We start from the raw sequence: 21,021 nt of genomic DNA on the forward strand, positions 1-21,021 counted from the left end.
ATAAGAAAGTTAGAATAAAAAATGAGGCTTGGACAAAAGTAGGGTTTATATTATCTTTTGTCCAGGCTTCATTTTAGTAATAACAATTAACAGTTAATTTATTTCTTAGTTAATGCTGCTACATTTTAGTATTTATTCATTTCTATTTCCGGATGATCTTCTTTAAATTTATCAAGAGCATCTATGTTGGTTTCTTTCAAATATTTATCAAAAAAGTCGAGAGAAAGTTCATTGATAAGTTTAAAAGTTTTCTTATNNCTTATTAACGGAGAAAAACCTGCTAAATCGGTAAAACTACCATGATCAGTGTTTGGTAAAACAATAGTGTAGACGCCTGGTTTTTTAATGGTTTGATTTCTCTTATAAGATTCAGCAAAAAGTTCATCTCTATTTCCAACCTCGGCTTTATTTGCTTCTTCCATGTTACGGATTGAATCAGATGCATTAATTAACATATATGGTTTTTCGGGACCTTTATCAGGTATTGCTTCTCCGTATAAACCGCCATCCATATCAATAGCTGCTTTAATTCTCTTGTCTTTAATTAAAACTTGAGTTGAAGTTGCTCCACCAAATGAATGACCCAACATCCCAATCTTATTAAAGTCTACCATTTTGGCTATAGTTTTAAGTTTTTCATCATTAGTACCTTTTTCTACCTCATCTAAAACAAAAGAGGCATCACTTTCCCAGATTTTAATTTCAGAATTAAGGAATTCTAAATCAGTTTCTCTTGGTCTAAAGGGAACAGGTTCTTTTCCTGGGAATAGTGAAGTTGCTGCATCTCCTGTATAGTTTATTGCAACCACAACATAACCATGACTAACCATTTCTTCTATTTGGAAGGTATTTTGGCGATTGTATAAACTCATGCCATGAGAAAATAGAAGTAATGGAAATTTCTCTTTTTCATTTAAAGGTTTAGCATCTTTAAATGAATGTGTTTTAATTAGACCTAAATGTGAAGTAATGAAAGATTGCATTGTTTGAGTAGCCGAAAGTGCTTCACGTAAAGATGTAATATTATCTGAATATGGAGCCTTTTGTTTATTCTCACTATTTGCTGGATAATAAACTTGGACCATCAATTCACGATAAGGGTTATCGTTATACTCGTATTCCTCTTTACGACTTTTATCTATTAAGTGAAAAGAAGTTGTCCCAACTTTATATTCGCCAGTTGGTTTAGGGAATTTTATAACAGGAAAAAGCGTTGGTAAACTAACAACAATCGCTATAACTAACAGATAAGAAGCAATTTTAAAAACTTTAAAGATAGTTTTTTTCGAAACACTCTTCTCCTTAGGTTTAATAAAAACTAACAGAATACAACATAAAGTTATTAAATAAGCTGGTATCATCTGCCAACGAGCACCTTCAATTAAAAGATGGGTAAACATTAATCCACCGCTTATTACTAATAAGCTATAATTTTTTTTGGTTGCACCTTTTTCCTTAAAGATTAAAAGAAACAACACTATTAGTTGAACTAAGACATATGTTCCTTCGATAATACGCATTTTTTTCACTCCTTAACTTTAGATACATTCAAATGTATGTATATCTTTAAAAAAATAAAACTATTTTGTAGTTTTATTTTTTACTTGAATCTTGAATACTGTCATAGTACTTTTCAAAAGTAACTCGTACTTCATCATTGACAAATGGTATGCCAATTCCTGAAAGAATTAAGTTAATATGTTCGATTTTTTGCATGTACTCTTCCTTAGAAACCTGGAAAATACTTGGATTAGTCCAGAGATTTAAAAGTAAAGTAAAGGTTTCTGCTGCTTGTTTTGGATAGGCCACTTTCATAGATCCATCTCGATTCCCAGCTAAAATAAGTTTTAAAATATCTGGAGCAATTACATGAACGCCATCATTTACCATACACAAAATAAACTCAGGAGAATTTATCATGTGAGGGATCCTTATAATCTTACCATGCTCTACATGATTATTAAGTGAAAAGGAAAGGCCTTTTCTTAAACGCTCAATTGCAGTCAAATTCTCACTTTTTTGTTGATTTTCAAATGACTTATTCTCTGAAAAAAACTCAGCAGTTACGGCATCAATTAAATCAGCTTTTGATTTGAAATGATGATAAAATGCTCCTCTAGTAATGTCGCCTACATCATCTACGATGTCTTGAATTGTAACATTGTCCCACCCGTTGATTGTGAATAAACGGACAGCTGATTCCAAGATGTTGAACCTAGTAATTTCTGGATATTTATTCCGAGCCATTTAAAATCCTCCTATACATACATTTGAATGTTTCTTTATCTTACTTCTCTTAAGATAAACTGTCAAGCCTTTATTCTCAAAAAAATAATTAAAGTTAAATTTCTTATATAGACAAAGAGGGTGAGGCATAGGTAGATAGTTAGATTTTATTTATATACCGCTTTTAAATTTTGACTACACAAAAATAGCACACCTTGACATGATTAAAGCGACGAAACTAAACCATAAAAGGAGTGCTATTTATGTATTTAAATTGTAACATGGGTGAAATAAATTTGCCATCAGAATTAGATTATTACATTACCAAAAGTACTTAAGAAATTCTTCGCAGCAGATGAAAGATAGCCATTTTTCATCCATATTGCAGCTATTTGAGTACATAAAGAACTGTTATCAATTTCTTTATATAATAAATTTGACGAACCTATAAGCTTAAGTGCTGATTTTGGAACAATAGCTATACCAAGACCAGCATTTGCCCACAATAAAGTAGTTCGTGCATCATCATTTTTACAAAAAACTTTAGGTTTAAAACCCAATTTATGACATTCCTCTAAGATTAATTTCTCAAATCGTCTATATATTATTAAAGGCTTATCCATTAAGGCTTTTATATCAATAGTTTTATTATTATCCCAATTTAAGTTTTCTACCATGGCGGCAACCATTGGTTCAGAAGATAAATAAATATGGTTTATATCTGCAGTATTAAAAGGTGTACGAACAATTGCAATTTCAATTATACCTCTATTTAGTATTTCTAATAATTCATAAGTATTTCCCTCATGAATTTCAAAATTTATAAATGGATATTTATCGTGAAAGGTAGCTAATCTGTTAGTTAATAATGAAGCACCAGAAGAAGACACTGTTCCTATAGATAGGGTTCCTTGAGTACCTTTTTTAAAATCCTTTAATTCATCTATAGTTGTTTCTGTTAAATCTAATATTTGTTTTGCGCGATTATAAAGCATAAGTCCTGCATCTGTTAATTTAATATTACGACTTCCTCTTTCAACAAGTTTTACTCCCAATTCATTTTCAAGATTTTTCAATTGATAACTTAAAGGGGGCTGAGCAATATTAAGTTTTTTTGCAGCACTAGTTATTTGTCCTTCTTCTGCAATTGTATAAAAATATTTTAATTGCTTTATATCCATAATATCCACTTCCCATATAAAAATTGTATATAGCCTATATATATTATGTATTTTTAATATATATCTATGCTTGATATAATAATAGGATAAATATAAAAATAATTCAATATAAATTATATTAAGCATCTTGAAAAGCAGTAAGTTAGTATGTTAGTGTATTTTCTATTGCAATAATCTACCACAATTATCTATAATTAACTGTGAGCAAATTCTAGGGAATTATATAATATAAATTTTTTAGATGCTTTATAAGGAGGTCAAAATTTGTTTAAATTATTTAGATTTATTAAGCCCTATAAAAAACAAGTTATTTTAGGACCGATTTTTAAATTGTTAGAAGCTATATTCGAAATATCAATACCTACAATTATGATTTTAATTGTAGACAAGGGGATAAAAATTGGGAGTACATCGTATATACTGAAAATAGGAGGTATAATGTTTCTCATGGCTACATTGGGAGTTATATCTTCTTTTACTTGTCAATATTTTGCGTCTATAGCATCCCAAGGTTTTGGAACGATTTTAAGAGATGAACTATTTAAGAAAATAGGTGCTTTATCTTATAATGAACTAGATGAATTTGGTACAGCTTCACTAATTAATCGTGTAATAAACGATGTAAATCAGCTTCAATTAGCCTTAGCAATGTTTATTCGTCTTGCTATAAGAGTTCCTTTCTTATGTATTGGTGGAATTATAATGGTAATGTTTTTAGATGTTAAGCTTTCAACAATAATGTATTTATCTATTCCTATATTTGCTTTTGTTTTATATATGATAATGAATAAATCCCTACCATTATATAAAACAGTTCAGAAGAAATTAGATAAATTAGCATTGATATTAAGAGAGAATCTATCTGGAGTAAGAGTTGTAAGGGCATTTTCAAGAATGGAATATGAAAAGGTGAGATTTGAAAGTGCAAATGAAGATCAAACAAATACTTCAATTAAAGTAGGTAAGATCTCAGCTTTAATGAGTCCAATTACAAGTATAATAATGAATTTTTCAATTTTATTTATATTATGGTTTGGAGGCGTTAGAGTAAATAACGGTGCTATTACAACAGGAAAGATTATAGCTTATATAAATTATACAACTTTAATTTTATCAGCACTTATTATTGTTGCTAATCTCATCATAATATTTACTAAAGCTGCTGCAAGTGCTTCACGTGTAAATGAAATATTCGATACAAATCCAAGTATAGAATATAATGACGTTTTACTAAGGGATAGAAAGTCAGATGAAAATGTTAGTTTAATAAAATTTGAAAATGTATCTTTTGCATATAAAAGTTCAAAGGAATATTCTATAAGCAATGTTTCCTTTGAAATAGAATCAGGACAAACTGTTGGAATAATTGGAGGTACTGGTTCTGGTAAAACAACGCTTATAAATTTAATTCCAAGACTGTATGACGTTAGTGAAGGAAAAGTTTTAATTAATGGAATTGACGTTAGGGAATATTCTAAAGAAGAACTTGGAGAGAAAATAGGGGTGGTACCACAGAAGGCAATTTTATTTTCAGGAACGGTTTCGGAAAATATAAGATGGGGAAAAGAAAACGCAAGTATAGAGGAGGTTAAAAAAGCAGCTGAAATTAGTAAGGCTGCAGAATTTATTGAAAAGCTTCCACTAAAATATGAAACCAATATATCTCAAGGAGGAGTTAATCTTTCAGGAGGGCAGAAGCAAAGACTTACCATAGCAAGGGCTCTTGTAGGTAACCCAGAAATATTAATTATGGATGATAGTTTAAGTGCATTGGATTATGCCACTGATGCAGCACTTAGAAGTGATCTTAAAAAGAATACAAAAGGTATGACTGTTATTATGGTTAGTCAAAGAGTGAGCACAATAAAAGCTGCAGATAAAATAATAGTCTTAGATGATGGAACAGTTTCAGGTGTTGGAAATCATGAAGAATTGATTAGTAATTGCGGTGTATATAAAGAGATATGTAATTCTCAACTTTCAAAGGAGAGTGATGAAGTTGAAAAAGAATAGTTTATTTAGATTATTTAAGTATATTGGAAATCATAAAATATACATGGGTATATCTCTTATATGTGCACTTATTAGTAATATTTTAATGGCATTTATTCCTTTTATTGTAGGAAAGGGAATAGACAAAATTGTAGGAAAAGGAACAGTGGATTTTGATAATTTGCTAAAAATAATAATTATTTTAGCAGTGGTATATTTAATTAGTTCATTATTTATGTGGATATTTACAGTTATAGCAAATATCATAGCTTTTAAAACTGTTAAAGATATAAGGAATGAAGCTTTTGATAAGATTAGTACTCTTCCACTTAAATATTTTGATAAAAATGCACATGGAGATATAATGAGTAGACTCACAAATGATATTGAGGCTATTTCCGATGGATTACTTCAAGGTATAACTCAATTTTATCCTGGAATTGTAACTATAATAAGTTCTCTTGTATTGATGTTTGCTTTAAGTGTAAAAATAACTTTAGTTATATTACTTATGACTCCATTATGTTTTGTAATAGCTTCCTTCATTACAAATAGATCAAATAAAATGTTTAAAGAACAACAAAAAACTGTAGGGGAATTAAATGGATATATTGAAGAAATCATAGGCAATCAAAAGGTAGTTAAAGTTTTTGGTTATGAAAAACGTTCAGAAGAAAAATTTAAGAAGATTAATAGAAGACTTTATAAATGTGGTCAACAGGCACAATTCTATTCATCACTTACAAACCCATCAACTAGATTTGTTAATAATATTATTTATGTATTAGTTGGAGTAATTGGTGGCTTACTGTCAGTTTTAGGTGGTCTTAGTGTAGGAACAATATCAAGTTTTTTAACCTATTCAACACAATTTTCACAACCTATAAACAATATAACTAGTGTTGCAACACAGCTTCAAGCAGCACTTGCATCTTGTGAGAGGGTATTTTCAATAATAGATGAAACACCAGAACCAACAGATTTAGAAAATACTAAAAAGATTACAAATTGTGAGGGAAATATAACTTTTGATAATGTATCCTTTTCTTATGTAAAAGAGGTACCTTTAATTAATGATTTTAATGCAGAAATAAGAAAGGGGAGCACTATTGCTATCGTTGGACCTACAGGTGCAGGAAAAACTACTATGGTTAATTTGCTTATGAGATTTTATGATATAAACAAGGGTAAGATCTTAATTGATGGAATAGATATATATGAAATTAAAAGAAATAATCTTAGATCTTTATTTGGAATGGTTCTTCAAGATACTTGGCTTTTTGAAGGAACAATAAGGGAGAATATTGCCTATGGAAAGCAGGAGGCAACTGAAAGTGAAATTGAAAATGCAGCTAAGGCAGCACATATTCACAGTTTTATAAAAAGACTTCCAGAGGGGTATGATACAGTTATTACAGAGGCAGGAGCAAATCTTTCAGAAGGCCAAAAGCAGCTATTGACTATAGCAAGAGTGATGCTTATAGATCCTCCAATGCTTATACTTGACGAGGCAACTAGTAGTGTTGATACAAGAACTGAAATAAAAATACAAAATGCATTTCTTTCTATGATGAAAGGTAGAACAAGCTTTGTTATAGCTCACAGGCTTTCCACTATTCGTGATGCTGATTTAATCTTAGTAATGAAGGATGGTGAGATAATCGAAAGAGGAAGCCATGAAGAACTAATAAATAGGGGAGGTTTTTATACCAAGCTCTATAAAAGCCAATTTAAAAATGCTACTGATGTAATTTAAAATTTTAGGATAGTTTATATATTAAAAGGTATGAAATTTACTTATTTAAATTTCATACCTTTTTTATTTGCTACTATTAAATTTTATGGGAGTTTCATAAAAAGTTCTATTAAATTTTATTTTATTTTGAAATATTCAATTCTTTTAAATCTACTCTATCTAACTTTTTAAATTCTACAGCTAAAAGAACAAGGCAGTATAAGAATACTATTACGTCTGTAACTGTAGAAGCTATCCATGTTCCTTTAATTCCAACAACTCTAGTAAGAACTATAGCTATAGGCATGAAAAGTACTACTTGTTTTAAAAGAGTTATTATTGCAGATTTTCCACCTTTGCCTATTGATTGGAAGAATGTCATGCACATAACTATAACACCTGATACTGGGAAGGCTAAAAACATAAGTCTAAATAAATTGTAGCCACTTTCTATTAAAGCTTTATCATTAAGGAACAAGCTTAAAACAATCTTAGGTTTAATCATATAGAAACCCCATAATATTCCGATGAATATTACAGAAGCTACACTAAAGATTTTAACCGCTTCTTTAACACGATCATATTTTTTTGCACCAAAGTTCATGCCTACTATAGGCTGAAGCCCTTGTCCTATTCCCCATATAGGTATAAATGTAAACATTAAAATTCTAAGGGCCACACCCATTAATACTACTTGTTCATCTCCACCATATATTGATACAAGCTTATATAATGCAGTTTGTTGTATTAGGTACATAAGTTGCATCATAGCTGCTGAACCTCCTACGGATAATATCTCTGGTGCTAAATCAGAGGCAAATTTTAATTTATTAAGTGGAATTATTGATTTATTACGCTTAAAGTATATAAATGTAGTTAGAGCTTGAATCATTTGAGCTATTACTGTAGCTATAGCTGCACCTTCAATACCTAGACCTAAAGGTTTTATAAATATTGGATCTAAAATAATATTTAATATTGCACCTAATGCCATAATACTCATAGCTTCTTTCATCTTTCCTTCTCCTCTTATGAGCATATTGGCACTTTGTGAAAAGTTAACAAAGAAGGAGCCTATATATGATATTCTTAAATAGTTTACTCCGAGCTTTAATATTTCCCCTTTAGCACCTGAAAATCTAAGCAAGTTTTCTGCAAATATACATCCTAATATAGTAACAGACAGTGATAATACTAATACACATATTATTAAATTACCTAAAATTTTATTTACTACTTTATCATCCTTAGCTCCAATAGCACGAGATAAAATTGAAGATGAACCAACTCCTACAAGTACAGCAATACAATTGTTTATAAAAGTATAGGGAGAAGATATACTTACAGCAGCTAAGGCCGTTTCTCCTACTAATTTTCCAACAAAAATAGCATCACATAAACTATATAAACCTATGACCAACATTCCTATAATTCCTGGAACAGAAAGTTTTAAAAGTAATTTAAACATATTACCATTAATTAATTCTTCACGATTTTTATTCATAAGTATCATTCCTTTTCTTAAATTAATTTATATATAATAATTGCAATTTTGATTTTATAAAGTTTTTTTACTCGGTATTTTAATAAAGCTTGGGAATATGACTTAGTATCTATAACCTTAAATCAGATTTGAAACTTTAAATTTTAAGTGATTATTTATACTGATATTTAAATTATTTCTACCCTCCTTTCAAATAAATAGATAAACTCTCTAAGAAGTTTAAGAATGATTATCTTTATCAATTATAAGAGAATGTACTATACATTCTCTACTTATATAAGGATTAAAAATAACGGAAAAAGGATTATTCTTATGAAGTGAATTATTTTTAGAAAAATTGAAGAAGTTTAGAAATATATTTAATGATATGAAGTTATAAATATAATAAAGTATTAGGTACAAGAGTAGCTGACGTTTTCTTTTATTAAAATTTAAAAGGAAATATATAATGCATGGAAAATATATATTATTAATGATATAGGAAATATTATGGTCTTCAGGGGATAGAGATACATAATAATTTTGTAACAACATAATTTAAAGTACTACTAAATAAGGGAGAGGGGGAAAATATGATAAGGTTAACTGAGATTGAAGGAAGAAAAGTGGAATATTTAATTAAAGGGAATGGAGAAAAAACAGTAGCTATTATGGTAGGAATGGGGTGTAGTATTTACGATTGGTTAAATATTATTGAAGATATATCACAATATGCCAACGTCATTGCAATTCATAGACCTGGAGTTGGAAATAGTGAGCCACATATTGAAGGAAGTACAACTGCTATAGCCTCCAAAGATTTATACTCTTTAATAAAAAAACTTGATATCAAAGAGAAGATTATATTGGTAGGGCATTCCTATGGAGGTTTGTGTGTTCAGCATTTTTCTAGATTATATCCAGAAAAGGTAGAAGGAGCAGTTCTCGTTGATTCTTCATCAGTAGATGGTTATAAATTTAATGAGTTAGAGTTACCTGTATCTGATGAAAATGAATCTGATGAAGCATATATAAATTTATGGACAACCTATTCTAAATATACTAAAGAACAATTAAAAGATGAAATAAAACCGACATTATCCAAAGAGGAACTAAAGCTACCTTATGAAATTCAACAGGAACTTTTAGAATTTAATATAAGACCTGAATTTTATAGAACACAATTATCAGAATTAATTGACTTAAGAAATGGTGGAAAAGAAATAAAAAGTGCAGGTAAATTTCCAAATGTACCTTTAAAGATATTAATAAGAGATCCTGAATATTCTATAAATCAAATAATAGAAACATACAGAGTACCTAGAGAAGAAGCTGAAAGAGTGGAAGAACTATGGCAGAGATTATCCAAGGAATTAAAAGAGTTATCAAATAAAAGTGAACTTATAATTGTAGAAAATAGTGATCATTGTATTAATGAAAGTAGACCAGATGCAGTTATTGCTGCAATAAAGGAACTTTTAATCTAAGGGACGGTTCATAATTATATTATAAATAGATTATATTATTTATAATATAATAAAAATGAACTGTCTCTTTAATATTCAAAAAAATTAATAAAAAGCTTTTTATTATGATGATTGTATGCACTGTTATTTTCACAACTTTAATTGGAGGTTCTATCAAAGAAGAAGCCAAGCAGGTTGTTAAGGTGAGTGAAATGAAAGAAAGAGGATATTAATAGACTTGAAAAACTATATAACTTCAATGATAAAGAAGTGGAGAGCTTTATTTTCTATATAGCTTCTACAAATATTAAAGCTGATGAAGTAACTGTAATTAAAGCTAAAGATGTTAATAATGTGGAAAATATTAAACAGAATTTCTTTATTTCTATGATATACTCTTTAAAAAGAGATTTTTTAGAAAATAGAGAGGAAGTATATAATTTATGAGTACAAATTTTTTAACTTTTACATATAAAATTCCAAGTGAACCCTCTAAGAATAGAGTCTATGTTTGGAGAATAATTAAAGATCTAGGAGGAATTTATCTGCAACATGGTGTAGCTTTATTTCCATATCAAGAAAACCTATATGAAATTTTACAGAATCTTCGTGAAGAAGTTAATTTATTAGGTGGAAAATCAACATTAGGTCAACTTAATTTTATAAATGAAGAAGATGAAAAAAATATTATATTGGAGTTCAAACAACAAGTAAATGAAGAATATAATGAATTTCAAGAGAACTGCCAACGACTTGTATACGAACTTGACCGTGAAACTGAAAATGGAAAATTTAAATTTTCTGAACTTGAAGAAAATGAGGAAGAACTAAAAAAGCTCCAACGATGGTATGATAAAATTATTAAAAGAGATTATTTTAATTCGGAAGGTAAAGATAAAGCAGAAGAAGTGTTTGAAAAAGCAAAAGTAAGATTACAAGAATATTCCGATGAAGTTTATAAAAGGCATGAGGAATAATAATAAAATAATATATAAGAAAAAGTTAAGTAGAAATTCTTTATGAAATTAAGATTATAAGGAATTTCTATTTTTTTATATTATAAAATGTTATTGACGTTAAATGTAACGAGTGTTACAATTAGCATATATTGTATGTAACAACTGTTACAATTAATATATATTTCATGATGATAATTAGAAATATTAGGAGAGGATAACATTGGGAAAATTTTTCAGGAAGAATGAATTTGAGAATATAAAGGGTAGAGAAAAATATGGCATTATTGCTTGCATTGTAAATATACTTTTGAATATTTTCCTATTCACTTTAAAACTTATGATTGGCCTTTTATCTCAGAGTATATCTATTATGGCTGATGGATTTGATAACTTAGTTGATTCACTTTTATCGATAGTAATAATTTTAGGGTTTAAGGTTGCCAATAAACCAGCTGATGAAAAACATCCTTTTGGCTATGGAAGAATTGAATATATTTTTACTTTATTAGTTTCTATTTTTATTTTGCTATTTGGTGCTTTATTTATTAAAAACTCCTTAATGCAGATATTGAGCCCGAAACCAATAAAATACAGTAATATTGCACTGATTTCGTTAATAATTTCAATCTTAATAAAAGTATTTTTGGTTAAATTTAATAGAAAAATAGGAGAAAAAATAAAATCACCTTTAATGAAATTGAATGTATTAGATTGTTTAACTGATATTCTTTCAACAGGAGCGACAATTATATCATTAACTTTATCAGGTTTTACAGAATTTCCCATAGATGGATTTATAGGAATTATTGTATCTATATTTATATTATATACAGGATTTAAATCAGCAGCTAATAGTATAGATTTATTACTTGGAAGAAATATTACATTTGAACTTATGGATGAGATAAAAAACATACTATTTTCTTATAAGGATATAAGTGGTATTCATAATTTAGTTATTCATGATTATGGGCCAGATAAAAGATGGGGTTCTGTACATGTAGAGATAGTCTCAGATAGAAATTTATCAAAAATCGATGAATTAATGGATAACATACAGAATGATATTGTGAAAAAATTAAATTTGAATATTAATATACACGTGGATTTAACTGAGCAAAAATAAGCTTATAACTACGTACGTAGTAGGATGAAAATCTTAAAGATGTGTATGTTTCCTAATAATAAACAGTTTATTATAGAAGAAATATCAAAGGTTAAATTCAATGTTAAGTTGAATTTAAATATGTTGATGATTTTTTATCACTGTAGGAGAGAGGCGATTAAATTGAAAACAAAATTTCTAGCTTTTAGCTATAAAATACCAAGTGAGCCATCTAAAAATAGGGTGTATTTTTGGAGAGCAATTAAAGAGCTAGGTGCAGTGTATCTTCAACATGGAATAATATTGCTTCCTAAAAATGAGGAGATACTTAATAAATTACAAGAATTAAGATATGAAGTTATAAAATTAAAAGGTAAGGCTACTGTTAGTGAAATTTCATTTATAAATGAAGATGATAAAAATGATATCATGTTTGAGTTTGAAAAATCACGAAAGGAAGAGTATGAAGAATTATCAAAAGAGTGTGAGAAAATTATTCGGGAAATAAATAGAGAGATTGAAAATAAAAAGTTTAAATTTTCGGAACTAGAAGAAAATGAGGAAGAATTAGAAAAAATTAAACGCTGGTTTAAAAAAATAGTTATGAGAGATTATTACAATATATCAGAAAGAGAAATAGCAGTTGAAAAAATAAAGAGTGCAGAAATAAAACTTCAAAGATATTCCGAAGAAGTCTGCAAAAGAGAAAATTCAAAATTTTATTGTCATAAAAATTATAATTGCGATCATAAACACTATTATAAATGTCATCATAGATAGGAGTGATATTTATGCAGGAGTTATTGGAAGAAATAAGAAATAGTTTAAAAGAAAAAGGCTATAAAATAACGCAACCAAGAGAAAAGGTATTAGATATTATTATTAAAAATCGATATAAACATTTAACTTCTGATGAAATTTACGTGCTTATAAAAAAAGATTATCCTAAAATAGGTATTTCAACGGTTTATAGAACCATGCAATTATTAGAGAGAATCAATATAGTATGCAAATTTGATTCTGATGAAGAGGGTATTAGGTATGAATTAATGGAACCAAATGATAAATATCAGCATCCTCATTTTATATGTAAAAACTGTAATAAAGTATATCCTGTAAAAGATGTTAATTTAGAACAAATAAAAAATAAAATTGATAAGAACTTTAATTTTAGGCTCTGTTTTAAACCAAGGTTGATAATGGATAGTATAAAAGTGGACAATGATTTGTCCACTTTTATTTAAATCATAATATACAATTAATAATATTAAAGTTCTTTATCAACCATCTCTTTTAACTCATTAGCAATATTTTTTGAAAAATCATGCTTTTTATCACTAAATGTCCAACCAAATCCATCTCCCTTATATCTTGGAAAGACATGCATATGATAATGTCCAATATCATTAAATTCTCCACCATTTTGCATTACACTATAACCATCTGGGGAATACTTTTCTTTAATTACCTTAACAATTTTTTTAGATAATACCATCATAGACGCTACTACCTCAGTTGGAATTTCATCAGTATCTAAATAATGTTCTTTAGGAATTATAAGTACATGTCCTTCATTTATTGGCTCTATAGTTAAGAAACACATAATTAACTCATTCTCATAAACTAAGTTACAAGGTAATTCCCCTTTTACAATTTTACAAAATATACAATCCATATTTACCTCCTTAATTTGTTTTGAAGTTCGTATTATAATATAATTGTCCAAAACTTTATATTAGTATTTTACATAATCTACGGATTGTAATCCAGTATTTTCTAAAATATAATCTAATTTAAACAAATCTCGGTACTCTGGTCTTAAATTCCTTAACCATAGTATAACTAAGTGCTATATTGCTATGAACTATCAAATTTTTAGTTCTTACTATATCTTTTTCTGTACTAAATGTATTTATCCACTTGTGCCACTTTAAGTAGTTTTCAAGATACTTTGTAGCCACTCCGTTAAATCTTGTCATCCATCTCTTTAAATTAGAATGTAGGCTATTTATGTGGTTTATATGGTATATATCCTCTTTGTGTCGTCCTCTTTTAATCCTCTTATGTTCTAATTCCATATCAGTAGCAAACTGAATGTATGACTTATGAGAGTCTGTGCATAGAATAGAATGTTCCCCTATGCGATTTTCATATAAGCGTTCTAACTCATTAGCAGTAACTCTACCAGTACATAACAATTCAATTATTATATTTCCTTGCCTATCAAGAGCAGTACCTACACATACTTGTTCTTTGCTTATCCCTCTCTTCTTGACTTGTTTACCTCTCTTACGAGAAGGTCTTGGCATATTAGCAGGTTTAGTACCTTTATATGAATAAGCAAAGAAAACTTCATCTGCTTCAACCACACCATCAACAGAGCCTACACCAAGAAACTCACTGATGCAATTAAGTATCTTATGTCGCCAGTAAAAAGATGTGGCTATATTAATTTCTACTTCTTCGGCAGATTTTCTTATAGAGTAACCATTTAACATACATTTAGCATATCTAAGCCACTTATCTAAAGTTTTCTTACTTCTGTAAGTAGCAGAGTTAGTTAAATCGGAGAATGATTTTTTACAATTTCTGCATAAATATCTTTGCACACCATTTCTTTTCCCATTTCTAACTACATCAGTACCATTACAATGACAACAAATTCTACCTTTAGAAAATCTCATTTCTTTGACTTCCTTAGTTACTTGTGCGACTTGAGAACCTAAAACAAGATATTCCTCTAATTGCGTTAATAATTCTTGTTGTTCTTGTTCTGATAAGGCTTTTGCTTGTGCCAATACTGATGTTACATTGTTCATCGTGTTACCTCCGAAAATTCATTATAACTATATTATAACCTATTTTCAGAAAAGTACACATATCAACCATTATTTAAAACAGAGCCTAATTTTAAGATAATTAACTATAGTCTTAAGTTTTACGGAATATGCAAAAATTGCAGCAAATTATAGAATTATATTAAAGGGACGGTTCATAATTTTATTATAAATAAAATTATACTATTTATAATAAAATGAACCGTCCCTTTAATAGGAGTCGCTTGGGAATGTGTACTTTTAAAAGAAACAATAGTTTAATTTAACTTAACTACATGAATAACAAAGTTACTGTTTATATTTGACATTGTAAATGAGCCATAGTAAAATATATAAATATAAAAAAGAATAAAGACAGTTCGTAACCATCCTGTCTATAAACAAAACTAGGACGTAACTACCGGCTTAGGTAGTTTTTTGTTTATGGGCGTTTTACGCCCTTTTTTATTTTCAAAAAACCTTCAAAGGTAAGGAGGAAGGATAATGAAGAAAATAGGATTAACCACTACGGTACCAGTGGAAGTTGTTATTGCAGCAGGATATACTCCAGTAGATTTAAATAATATTTTTATAACTTCAAAGGATTATTTAAAATACATAGATATAGCCGAAAGAGATGGTTTTCCTAAAAGCTTGTGTGCTTGGATAAAGGGAATTTATGGAGTGTGCATAGAGGAAAATATTAGAGAAATAGTTGGTGTTGTAGAAGGGGACTGCTCCAATACAAAAGCTCTTATAGAAGTGCTCAGTTTAAGAGGAGTAAAAATACATCCTTTTTCATATCCACAGAGCCATAAAATAGAGGATGTGGAAAATGAAATAAGAAAATTTATGAATAGTTTTAATGTTACTGAAGATGCAGTAGAAGAGGTTAGAAAAAGATTAGAAAAGATTAGAAAGTTATCTAAGGAAATTGATGAGTTAACATATAAGAAAAATAAGACCACAGGCTTTGAAAATCATTTATATTCCGTAAGCTTAAGTGATTTAAATGGAGATATTGATAGCTTGGAAGAGAGTCTTAAAAAAGCTATTGAAGAAATTAAGAAAAGAGAACCGCTAAATAAAAAGTTAAGGTTAGGATACATAGGGGTTCCGCCTATGACCTGTGATATATATGAATTTGTTGAAAAATTTAATGCCCACTTTGTATACAATGAAGTGCAAAGGGAATTTGCTTTTCCTAGAGGAGATAAAGCAAGAAATATATTTCATCAGTATTATGATTACACTTATCCCTATGATGTTAATTATAGAATTATAGAATTAAAAAACCAAATAAAAGAAAGAAAATTAGATGGTATAATTCACTACACCCAAGCTTTTTGCTACAGGGCTGTGGAAGATATTATACTAAAGAAAAAATTAGATATTCCAATGCTTAATATTGAAGGGGATAAGTTAAATACATTGGATGCAAGGACAAAGCTAAGGTTAGAAGCTTTCCTTGATATGCTAGTGGATTTAAAGGAGAGTAGAGTATGAGAGTGCTAGGCATAGACCTTGGAAGTAGAGAAGTTAAAATAGTTTCTATGGAAGATAACAATATAGTAGCAAAGAAAAAAATAAGTACCATGAGTTTTTATAGAGATTATTGTAGCTATAAGGGCAAAATTATTGTGAATTTGGAAAAGTTAGGCTTAGGTCAAGTTGATAAAGCAATATCTACTGGCTATGGAAAAAACAATACTGATTTATTGCTTTTTACCCCAATAAATGAGATAAAAGCTCATGTTTATGGAGGAATTTATCAAACTGGATTAAAAGACTTTATTCTCTTAGACGTAGGTGGACAAGATGTAAAGGTGGTTAAAGTAGAAAAGGGAATTATTACAGATTTAGAGCTCAATGAAAAATGTGCTGCATCCTGTGGCAGATATTTAGAGAATATGGCAAATGTGCTTGAAATATCTCTTGACGAAATGAGCAAGTACTGTGAAAATCCTGTGGAGTTAAACTCAACCTGCGCTGTGTTTTCTGAGTCAGAGTTAATAGGGAAAATAGCTGAAGGAGTGGAGATGGATAGACTTTGTGCAGGAGTTAACTATTCATTATATAAAAGACTTCGTCCACTACTTAATAAGTTTAGAGGGAAAAGGTTAATTTTAACAGGGGGCGTGGCTAATAATACTGCTATAAAAAAATATCTACAAAAGGATTACGAAGAGATAGTGTGTATAGAGGAACCACAATTTAATGGAGCAATAGGGTGTTGCTATTATGGGAGTAAGATTTTAAAGTAAGGAGGAAAAATATATGTATATATTAAAAGCGGAACAGAGTTTTGATAGTGCTCATTTTCTTGCAAGATATGAGGGTAAATGCAGTAATATTCATGGACATAGATGGAAGGTTGAAATTGAAATAAAATCTCAAAGCTTAATAAAAGATGGACAACTAGATGGTATGGTAATAGATTTTGGGGATTTAAAAAAGGCTGTAAAAGATATGGTAGATTATTATGATCATGGATTAATTATTGAAAAAGGAACTATGAGAGAAGAAACTTTAAATTGTCTTTTATTAGATGGATTTAAAATAATAGAAGTAGATTTTAGAACAACAGCAGAAAATTTTGCAGCCTTTTTCTTTAAAACTATGAAAGTTCAAGGATTCAATGTATTAAGAGCTACAGTTTTTGAGACTCCTACCAATAGCGCTACCTATGAAGAAAGAGAGGAGAGCTAAAGTGAAACTTAAGGTTGTAGAAAAGTTTGTTAGTATCAATGGAGAAGGGCTTCTTTGTGGTCAATTAGCAGTTTTTATAAGATTTGCAGGATGTAATTTGAATTGTAGTTATTGCGATACTTCTTGGGCTAATGAAAAAAATGTAGTATATGAATATATGTCTATAGAGGACATATATTCATATATAAAATCCACAAAGGTGAAAAACATTACTTTAACTGGAGGAGAGCCTCTAATGCAGCAAGGGATAATAGAATTAATAGAAAGGCTTTCTAAGGACAAAGAACTTCATGTGGAAATAGAGACTAACGGTAGTGTATTGCTCCAAGAGTTTTTAAAAACAGAAAAGCCGCCAAGCTTTACTATGGATTATAAGCTTCCTTCAAGTAATATGGAGAAAAGCATGAAGTTAGATAATTTTAAATATTTAACAAAGAAAGATACAGTTAAATTTGTATCTGGTGGCCTTGATGATTTAGTGAAAGCAAAATATATAATAGATAAATTTAACCTTATAGGTAAAACTAATGTATATGTGAGCCCTGTTTTTGGGGGAATTTCCTTAGATAGTATTGTAGAATTTATGAAGAAAAATAATATGAATGGAGTTACACTACAGGTACAGCTTCATAAAGTTATATGGGACGCAAATAAGAGAGGTGTATAAATTATGGCAATTGATACAAAGGCAATTGAAGAACATGTAAGAGGTATTTTAATAGCACTAGGAGATAATCCTGATAGAGAAGGGTTAAAGGATACACCAAAGAGAGTGGCTAAAATGTATAAAGAAGTATTTGAAGGAATGAACTATACCAATGATGAAATTGTATCAATGTTTAACACTACCTTCGAAAATGACTTAGATATAAAAGAAAATAATAAGGATATGGTTTTTATGAAGGGTATAGAAATATTTAGCTACTGTGAACATCATTTAGCACTGATGTATAACATGAAGGTTTCAGTGGCTTACATTCCTAATAAAAAAGTTATTGGATTAAGTAAAATAGCTAGAATAGCCGATATGGTAGGGCGGAGATTACAGCTTCAAGAAAGAATTGGAAGTGACATAGCAGAAATTATACAAAAGGTAACCGGTTCAGAAGATGTGGCAGTTATTATAGAAGGGGAGCATGGATGCATGACTTCTAGGGGAATACAAAAGCCAGGGACAAAAACCATATCAACTACTTTGGAGGGAAGATTTAACACAGACCCAATTTTAAATAACAAATTAATGATGCTTTATCAATAATAATAGGAGTGGATGACAATGAACAAAGAAAAAGCAGTAGTGGTGTTTAGTGGTGGACAAGATAGTACAACCTGTTTATTTTGGGCGAAAAAGAAGTTTAAAGAAGTTATAGCAGTATCCTTTGACTATAATCAAAAACATATATTAGAGTTAGAGTGTGCAAAGGATATATGCAAAAAATATAATGTAGAGCACCATATTTTAGATTTGAATTTATTAAACCAACTTGCACCAAACTCATTAATAAGAGTAGATATAGAAGTTGATAAAGAAGCACCAGGGGAGGGAGTTCCAAACAGCTTTGTAGACGGAAGAAACATGCTATTTTTAAGCTTTGTAGCTGTATTTGCAAAGCAAAGAGGAATAAACACAATTATAACTGGGGTGTCACAAAGTGATTTTAGCGGATATCCAGATTGTAGGGACGTATTTATTAAATCTTTAAATGTAACCTTAAATTTAGCCATGGATTATCAATTTGAAATTCTTACACCTTTAATGTGGATTAATAAAGCAGAAGTTTGGAAAATGGCTAAGGATTTAGATGTTCTTAATATTATTAAAGAAGAAACATTAACTTGCTATAATGGAATAAAGGGTGACGGATGCGGAGAATGTCCTGCTTGTAAGTTAAGGAAGAATGGTTATTTAGAATTTTTAAGAAGTTAACTATGAACAAACATAACCAGTTATTGCTAAGCTTATTTTAAATTAGGGGACGGTTCAATTAGGGGACGGTTCATAAATTATATGTTAAATATTTTATGCATATATTAATTCTAAAATTTAGAGTATTATCAATAATAAATGGTGATTTTAAATAAATAAAAAATGTGAGCATTATGAAAGGTTAAGGATAAATAGTTCAAAATTACACGATATGAAGAAACATGCGGAAAGTATAAATAGATTGGTTTAAGAAAAGATTTATATAGCTACATATGTAGAATATATAATCTTTACTTCATATATGATGCAATAGAAGCTAATCTAAAAAAGTATAAAGATGATGAATGTGTTAAAGATCTTCCAGTTAGAACTTTGAGAAATCAAGGTTCTTTTTTGTATTGTACATATAAGCAACTTTAACACAGAATCATTTATGAACTTGAGAAGTGAGAGAAGAGGATGTTACTATTTTGTTGTACACTGTATTAATATAGTGAAATAATCACTTGATTAGATAAATTTCTTTTAGAAGAATTAGACATACTATTAATAAATGAACCTATAATCTATATTGATGAAAATTATATAGATTGGCTAAAAGATATTTTTAATAATATATTATACAAATTAATTATGAAGGAGTAAACTAATGAATAAAGTGACAGTCTTAGAAATAAAATTTGATATTGATGGCGTTGAAAATACTATTTTCCCAGTTATATTGTGTGATGAAAAGGAAGTTGTTTTAATTGATTGCGGATATCCAAATTTTTTACCTTTAATAAAAAATGCTGCTGAAGCAAATGGTATTAATCTTGATAAATTAACAAAAATAATTATAACACATCATGATTTTGATCATATGGGATCTTTAGCTGAATTTAAAAGAGAGTATCCACAGATAGAAATTCTTTCATCAATTGATGAAGAGAAATATATTAGTGGTAAAGAAAAATCTTTAAGATTACAGCAAGCAGAAAGTATATATGATACTCTTCCAGAAGATCAAAAAGAAAATTCGAAAAAATTTCATCAGCTGCTTGAGTCGATAGAAACTACAGATGTTGATATATGTTTAAAAGATAAAGATTCATTTCCATGGTGTGGAGGAGTTGAAATAGTTTCGACTCCAGGGCATATGCCAGGTCATATTTCAATTTATGTAAAAGATAGTAAAACATTAATTTCTGGAGATGCATTGGTAATAGAAGACGATAAATTAAGTATTGCAAATCCAAATTACACTTTAGATATTGCTCAGGCAAAAAATTCTATAAAGAAATTATTAAATTATGAAATAGACAGAATTATTTGCTATCATGGTGGTATATATACTAAAAATATTAAAGAATCATTAAGAGATATCAGTTCTTAATTAGGGACGGTTCATAATTTTATTATAAATAGAATTACATTATTTAT

At 29.0% G+C, this 21,021-nt stretch carries 21 protein-coding genes; 15 read left to right on the forward strand and 6 right to left on the reverse strand.

All coding sequences use genetic code 11. The annotated features are described in order from the left end of the window. Window positions 1-125 precede the first annotated feature (125 nt). The 3 genes from B3603_RS11545 to B3603_RS11555 form a co-directional block, all read right to left on the reverse strand. Window positions 126-1,520, reverse strand: a complete 1,395-nt coding sequence (locus tag B3603_RS11545) for an alpha/beta hydrolase family protein (RefSeq protein ID WP_291564842.1) — start codon at window positions 1,518-1,520, stop codon at window positions 126-128. Window positions 1,521-1,593: 73 nt separating this feature from the next. Then, the gene (locus tag B3603_RS11550; RefSeq protein ID WP_291564844.1) at window positions 1,594-2,247 is read right to left on the reverse strand and encodes a TetR/AcrR family transcriptional regulator; all 654 of its coding nucleotides are present in this window, start codon (window positions 2,245-2,247) and stop codon (window positions 1,594-1,596) included. Window positions 2,248-2,534: 287 nt separating this feature from the next. Further along, complete coding sequence (locus tag B3603_RS11555) at window positions 2,535-3,407, reverse strand: LysR family transcriptional regulator (protein WP_291564846.1); 873 nt, start codon at window positions 3,405-3,407, stop codon at window positions 2,535-2,537. A 264-nt stretch (window positions 3,408-3,671) separates the two neighbouring features. Between B3603_RS11555 and B3603_RS11560 the strand changes: the two genes are divergently transcribed. After that, entirely contained in the window at window positions 3,672-5,420 is a 1,749-nt protein-coding gene (locus tag B3603_RS11560) for an ABC transporter ATP-binding protein (protein ID WP_291564848.1), read from the forward strand. Continuing rightward, window positions 5,407-7,155 (forward strand): ABC transporter ATP-binding protein, encoded by a 1,749-nt coding sequence (locus B3603_RS11565; protein WP_291564850.1) that lies wholly within the window; start codon window positions 5,407-5,409, stop codon window positions 7,153-7,155. The genes B3603_RS11560 and B3603_RS11565 overlap by 14 nt, the downstream gene beginning before the upstream one ends. Window positions 7,156-7,276: 121 nt before the next feature. Here B3603_RS11565 and B3603_RS11570 read toward each other — a convergent pair whose 3' ends face one another. Beyond that, window positions 7,277-8,638 (reverse strand): MATE family efflux transporter, encoded by a 1,362-nt coding sequence (locus B3603_RS11570; RefSeq protein WP_291564851.1) that lies wholly within the window; start codon window positions 8,636-8,638, stop codon window positions 7,277-7,279. A 572-nt stretch (window positions 8,639-9,210) separates the two neighbouring features. On the opposite strand from B3603_RS11570, the gene B3603_RS11575 reads away from it, so the two are divergent. From B3603_RS11575 to B3603_RS11600, 6 genes are all read left to right on the forward strand, one after another. Further along, entirely contained in the window at window positions 9,211-10,104 is an 894-nt protein-coding gene (locus B3603_RS11575) for an alpha/beta fold hydrolase (protein WP_291564854.1), read from the forward strand. A 249-nt stretch (window positions 10,105-10,353) separates the two neighbouring features. After that, the gene (locus tag B3603_RS11580) at window positions 10,354-10,530 is read left to right on the forward strand and encodes a DUF4358 domain-containing protein (RefSeq protein ID WP_349676811.1); all 177 of its coding nucleotides are present in this window, start codon (window positions 10,354-10,356) and stop codon (window positions 10,528-10,530) included. Continuing rightward, the gene (locus B3603_RS11585) at window positions 10,527-11,060 is read left to right on the forward strand and encodes a Chromate resistance protein ChrB (protein ID WP_291564856.1); all 534 of its coding nucleotides are present in this window, start codon (window positions 10,527-10,529) and stop codon (window positions 11,058-11,060) included. Before B3603_RS11580 ends, B3603_RS11585 begins: the two co-directional genes overlap by 4 nt. A gap of 202 nt (window positions 11,061-11,262) precedes the next feature. After that, window positions 11,263-12,168 carry a cation diffusion facilitator family transporter gene (locus B3603_RS11590; RefSeq protein ID WP_291564859.1) on the forward strand — a complete coding sequence of 302 codons (906 nt, stop codon included), beginning with the start codon at window positions 11,263-11,265 and terminating at the stop codon, window positions 12,166-12,168. A 162-nt stretch (window positions 12,169-12,330) separates the two neighbouring features. Further along, entirely contained in the window at window positions 12,331-12,927 is a 597-nt protein-coding gene (locus B3603_RS11595; protein ID WP_291564862.1) for a Chromate resistance protein ChrB, read from the forward strand. 11 nt (window positions 12,928-12,938) lie between these two features. After that, complete coding sequence (locus tag B3603_RS11600; RefSeq protein ID WP_291564865.1) at window positions 12,939-13,391, forward strand: Fur family transcriptional regulator; 453 nt, start codon at window positions 12,939-12,941, stop codon at window positions 13,389-13,391. A 23-nt stretch (window positions 13,392-13,414) separates the two neighbouring features. Here the strand turns inward: B3603_RS11600 and B3603_RS11605 are convergent, their stop codons facing one another. Both B3603_RS11605 and B3603_RS11610 read right to left on the reverse strand, forming a co-directional pair. Next, window positions 13,415-13,873, reverse strand: coding sequence for an HIT family protein (locus B3603_RS11605; RefSeq protein WP_291564868.1), 459 nt, complete (start codon window positions 13,871-13,873; stop codon window positions 13,415-13,417). 67 nt (window positions 13,874-13,940) lie between these two features. Then, window positions 13,941-14,966 (reverse strand): IS1595 family transposase, encoded by a 1,026-nt coding sequence (locus tag B3603_RS11610; protein ID WP_291564871.1) that lies wholly within the window; start codon window positions 14,964-14,966, stop codon window positions 13,941-13,943. A gap of 501 nt (window positions 14,967-15,467) precedes the next feature. Between B3603_RS11610 and B3603_RS11615 the strand changes: the two genes are divergently transcribed. The 7 genes from B3603_RS11615 (at window position 15,468) to B3603_RS11645 (ending at window position 20,974) form a co-directional block, all read left to right on the forward strand. Further along, window positions 15,468-16,469 carry a 2-hydroxyacyl-CoA dehydratase family protein gene (locus B3603_RS11615; RefSeq protein WP_291564874.1) on the forward strand — a complete coding sequence of 334 codons (1,002 nt, stop codon included), beginning with the start codon at window positions 15,468-15,470 and terminating at the stop codon, window positions 16,467-16,469. Next, window positions 16,466-17,227 carry an acyl-CoA dehydratase activase gene (locus B3603_RS11620; protein WP_291564878.1) on the forward strand — a complete coding sequence of 254 codons (762 nt, stop codon included), beginning with the start codon at window positions 16,466-16,468 and terminating at the stop codon, window positions 17,225-17,227. The genes B3603_RS11615 and B3603_RS11620 overlap by 4 nt, the downstream gene beginning before the upstream one ends. A 13-nt stretch (window positions 17,228-17,240) precedes the next feature. Then, on the forward strand, window positions 17,241-17,672 hold the full coding sequence (gene queD / locus B3603_RS11625) for a 6-carboxytetrahydropterin synthase QueD (RefSeq protein WP_291564882.1): 432 nt from the start codon (window positions 17,241-17,243) through the stop codon (window positions 17,670-17,672). Window position 17,673: 1 nt separating this feature from the next. Beyond that, complete coding sequence (gene queE, locus B3603_RS11630) at window positions 17,674-18,339, forward strand: putative 7-carboxy-7-deazaguanine synthase QueE (protein ID WP_291564885.1); 666 nt, start codon at window positions 17,674-17,676, stop codon at window positions 18,337-18,339. A gap of 3 nt (window positions 18,340-18,342) precedes the next feature. Next, window positions 18,343-18,930 carry a GTP cyclohydrolase I FolE gene (folE, locus tag B3603_RS11635; RefSeq protein ID WP_291564887.1) on the forward strand — a complete coding sequence of 196 codons (588 nt, stop codon included), beginning with the start codon at window positions 18,343-18,345 and terminating at the stop codon, window positions 18,928-18,930. Window positions 18,931-18,948: 18 nt separating this feature from the next. Then, a complete protein-coding gene (queC, locus tag B3603_RS11640) occupies window positions 18,949-19,599 on the forward strand; it encodes a 7-cyano-7-deazaguanine synthase QueC (RefSeq protein WP_291564891.1) in 651 nt (216 codons plus the stop codon). A gap of 649 nt (window positions 19,600-20,248) precedes the next feature. Next, window positions 20,249-20,974, forward strand: coding sequence for an MBL fold metallo-hydrolase (locus tag B3603_RS11645; protein WP_291564894.1), 726 nt, complete (start codon window positions 20,249-20,251; stop codon window positions 20,972-20,974). Window positions 20,975-21,021 lie beyond the last annotated feature (47 nt).

It is taken from the genome of Clostridium sp. UBA2485 (genome assembly GCF_002341865.1).
In the GTDB taxonomy this organism is placed as follows: domain Bacteria; phylum Bacillota; class Clostridia; order Clostridiales; family Clostridiaceae; genus Clostridium_J.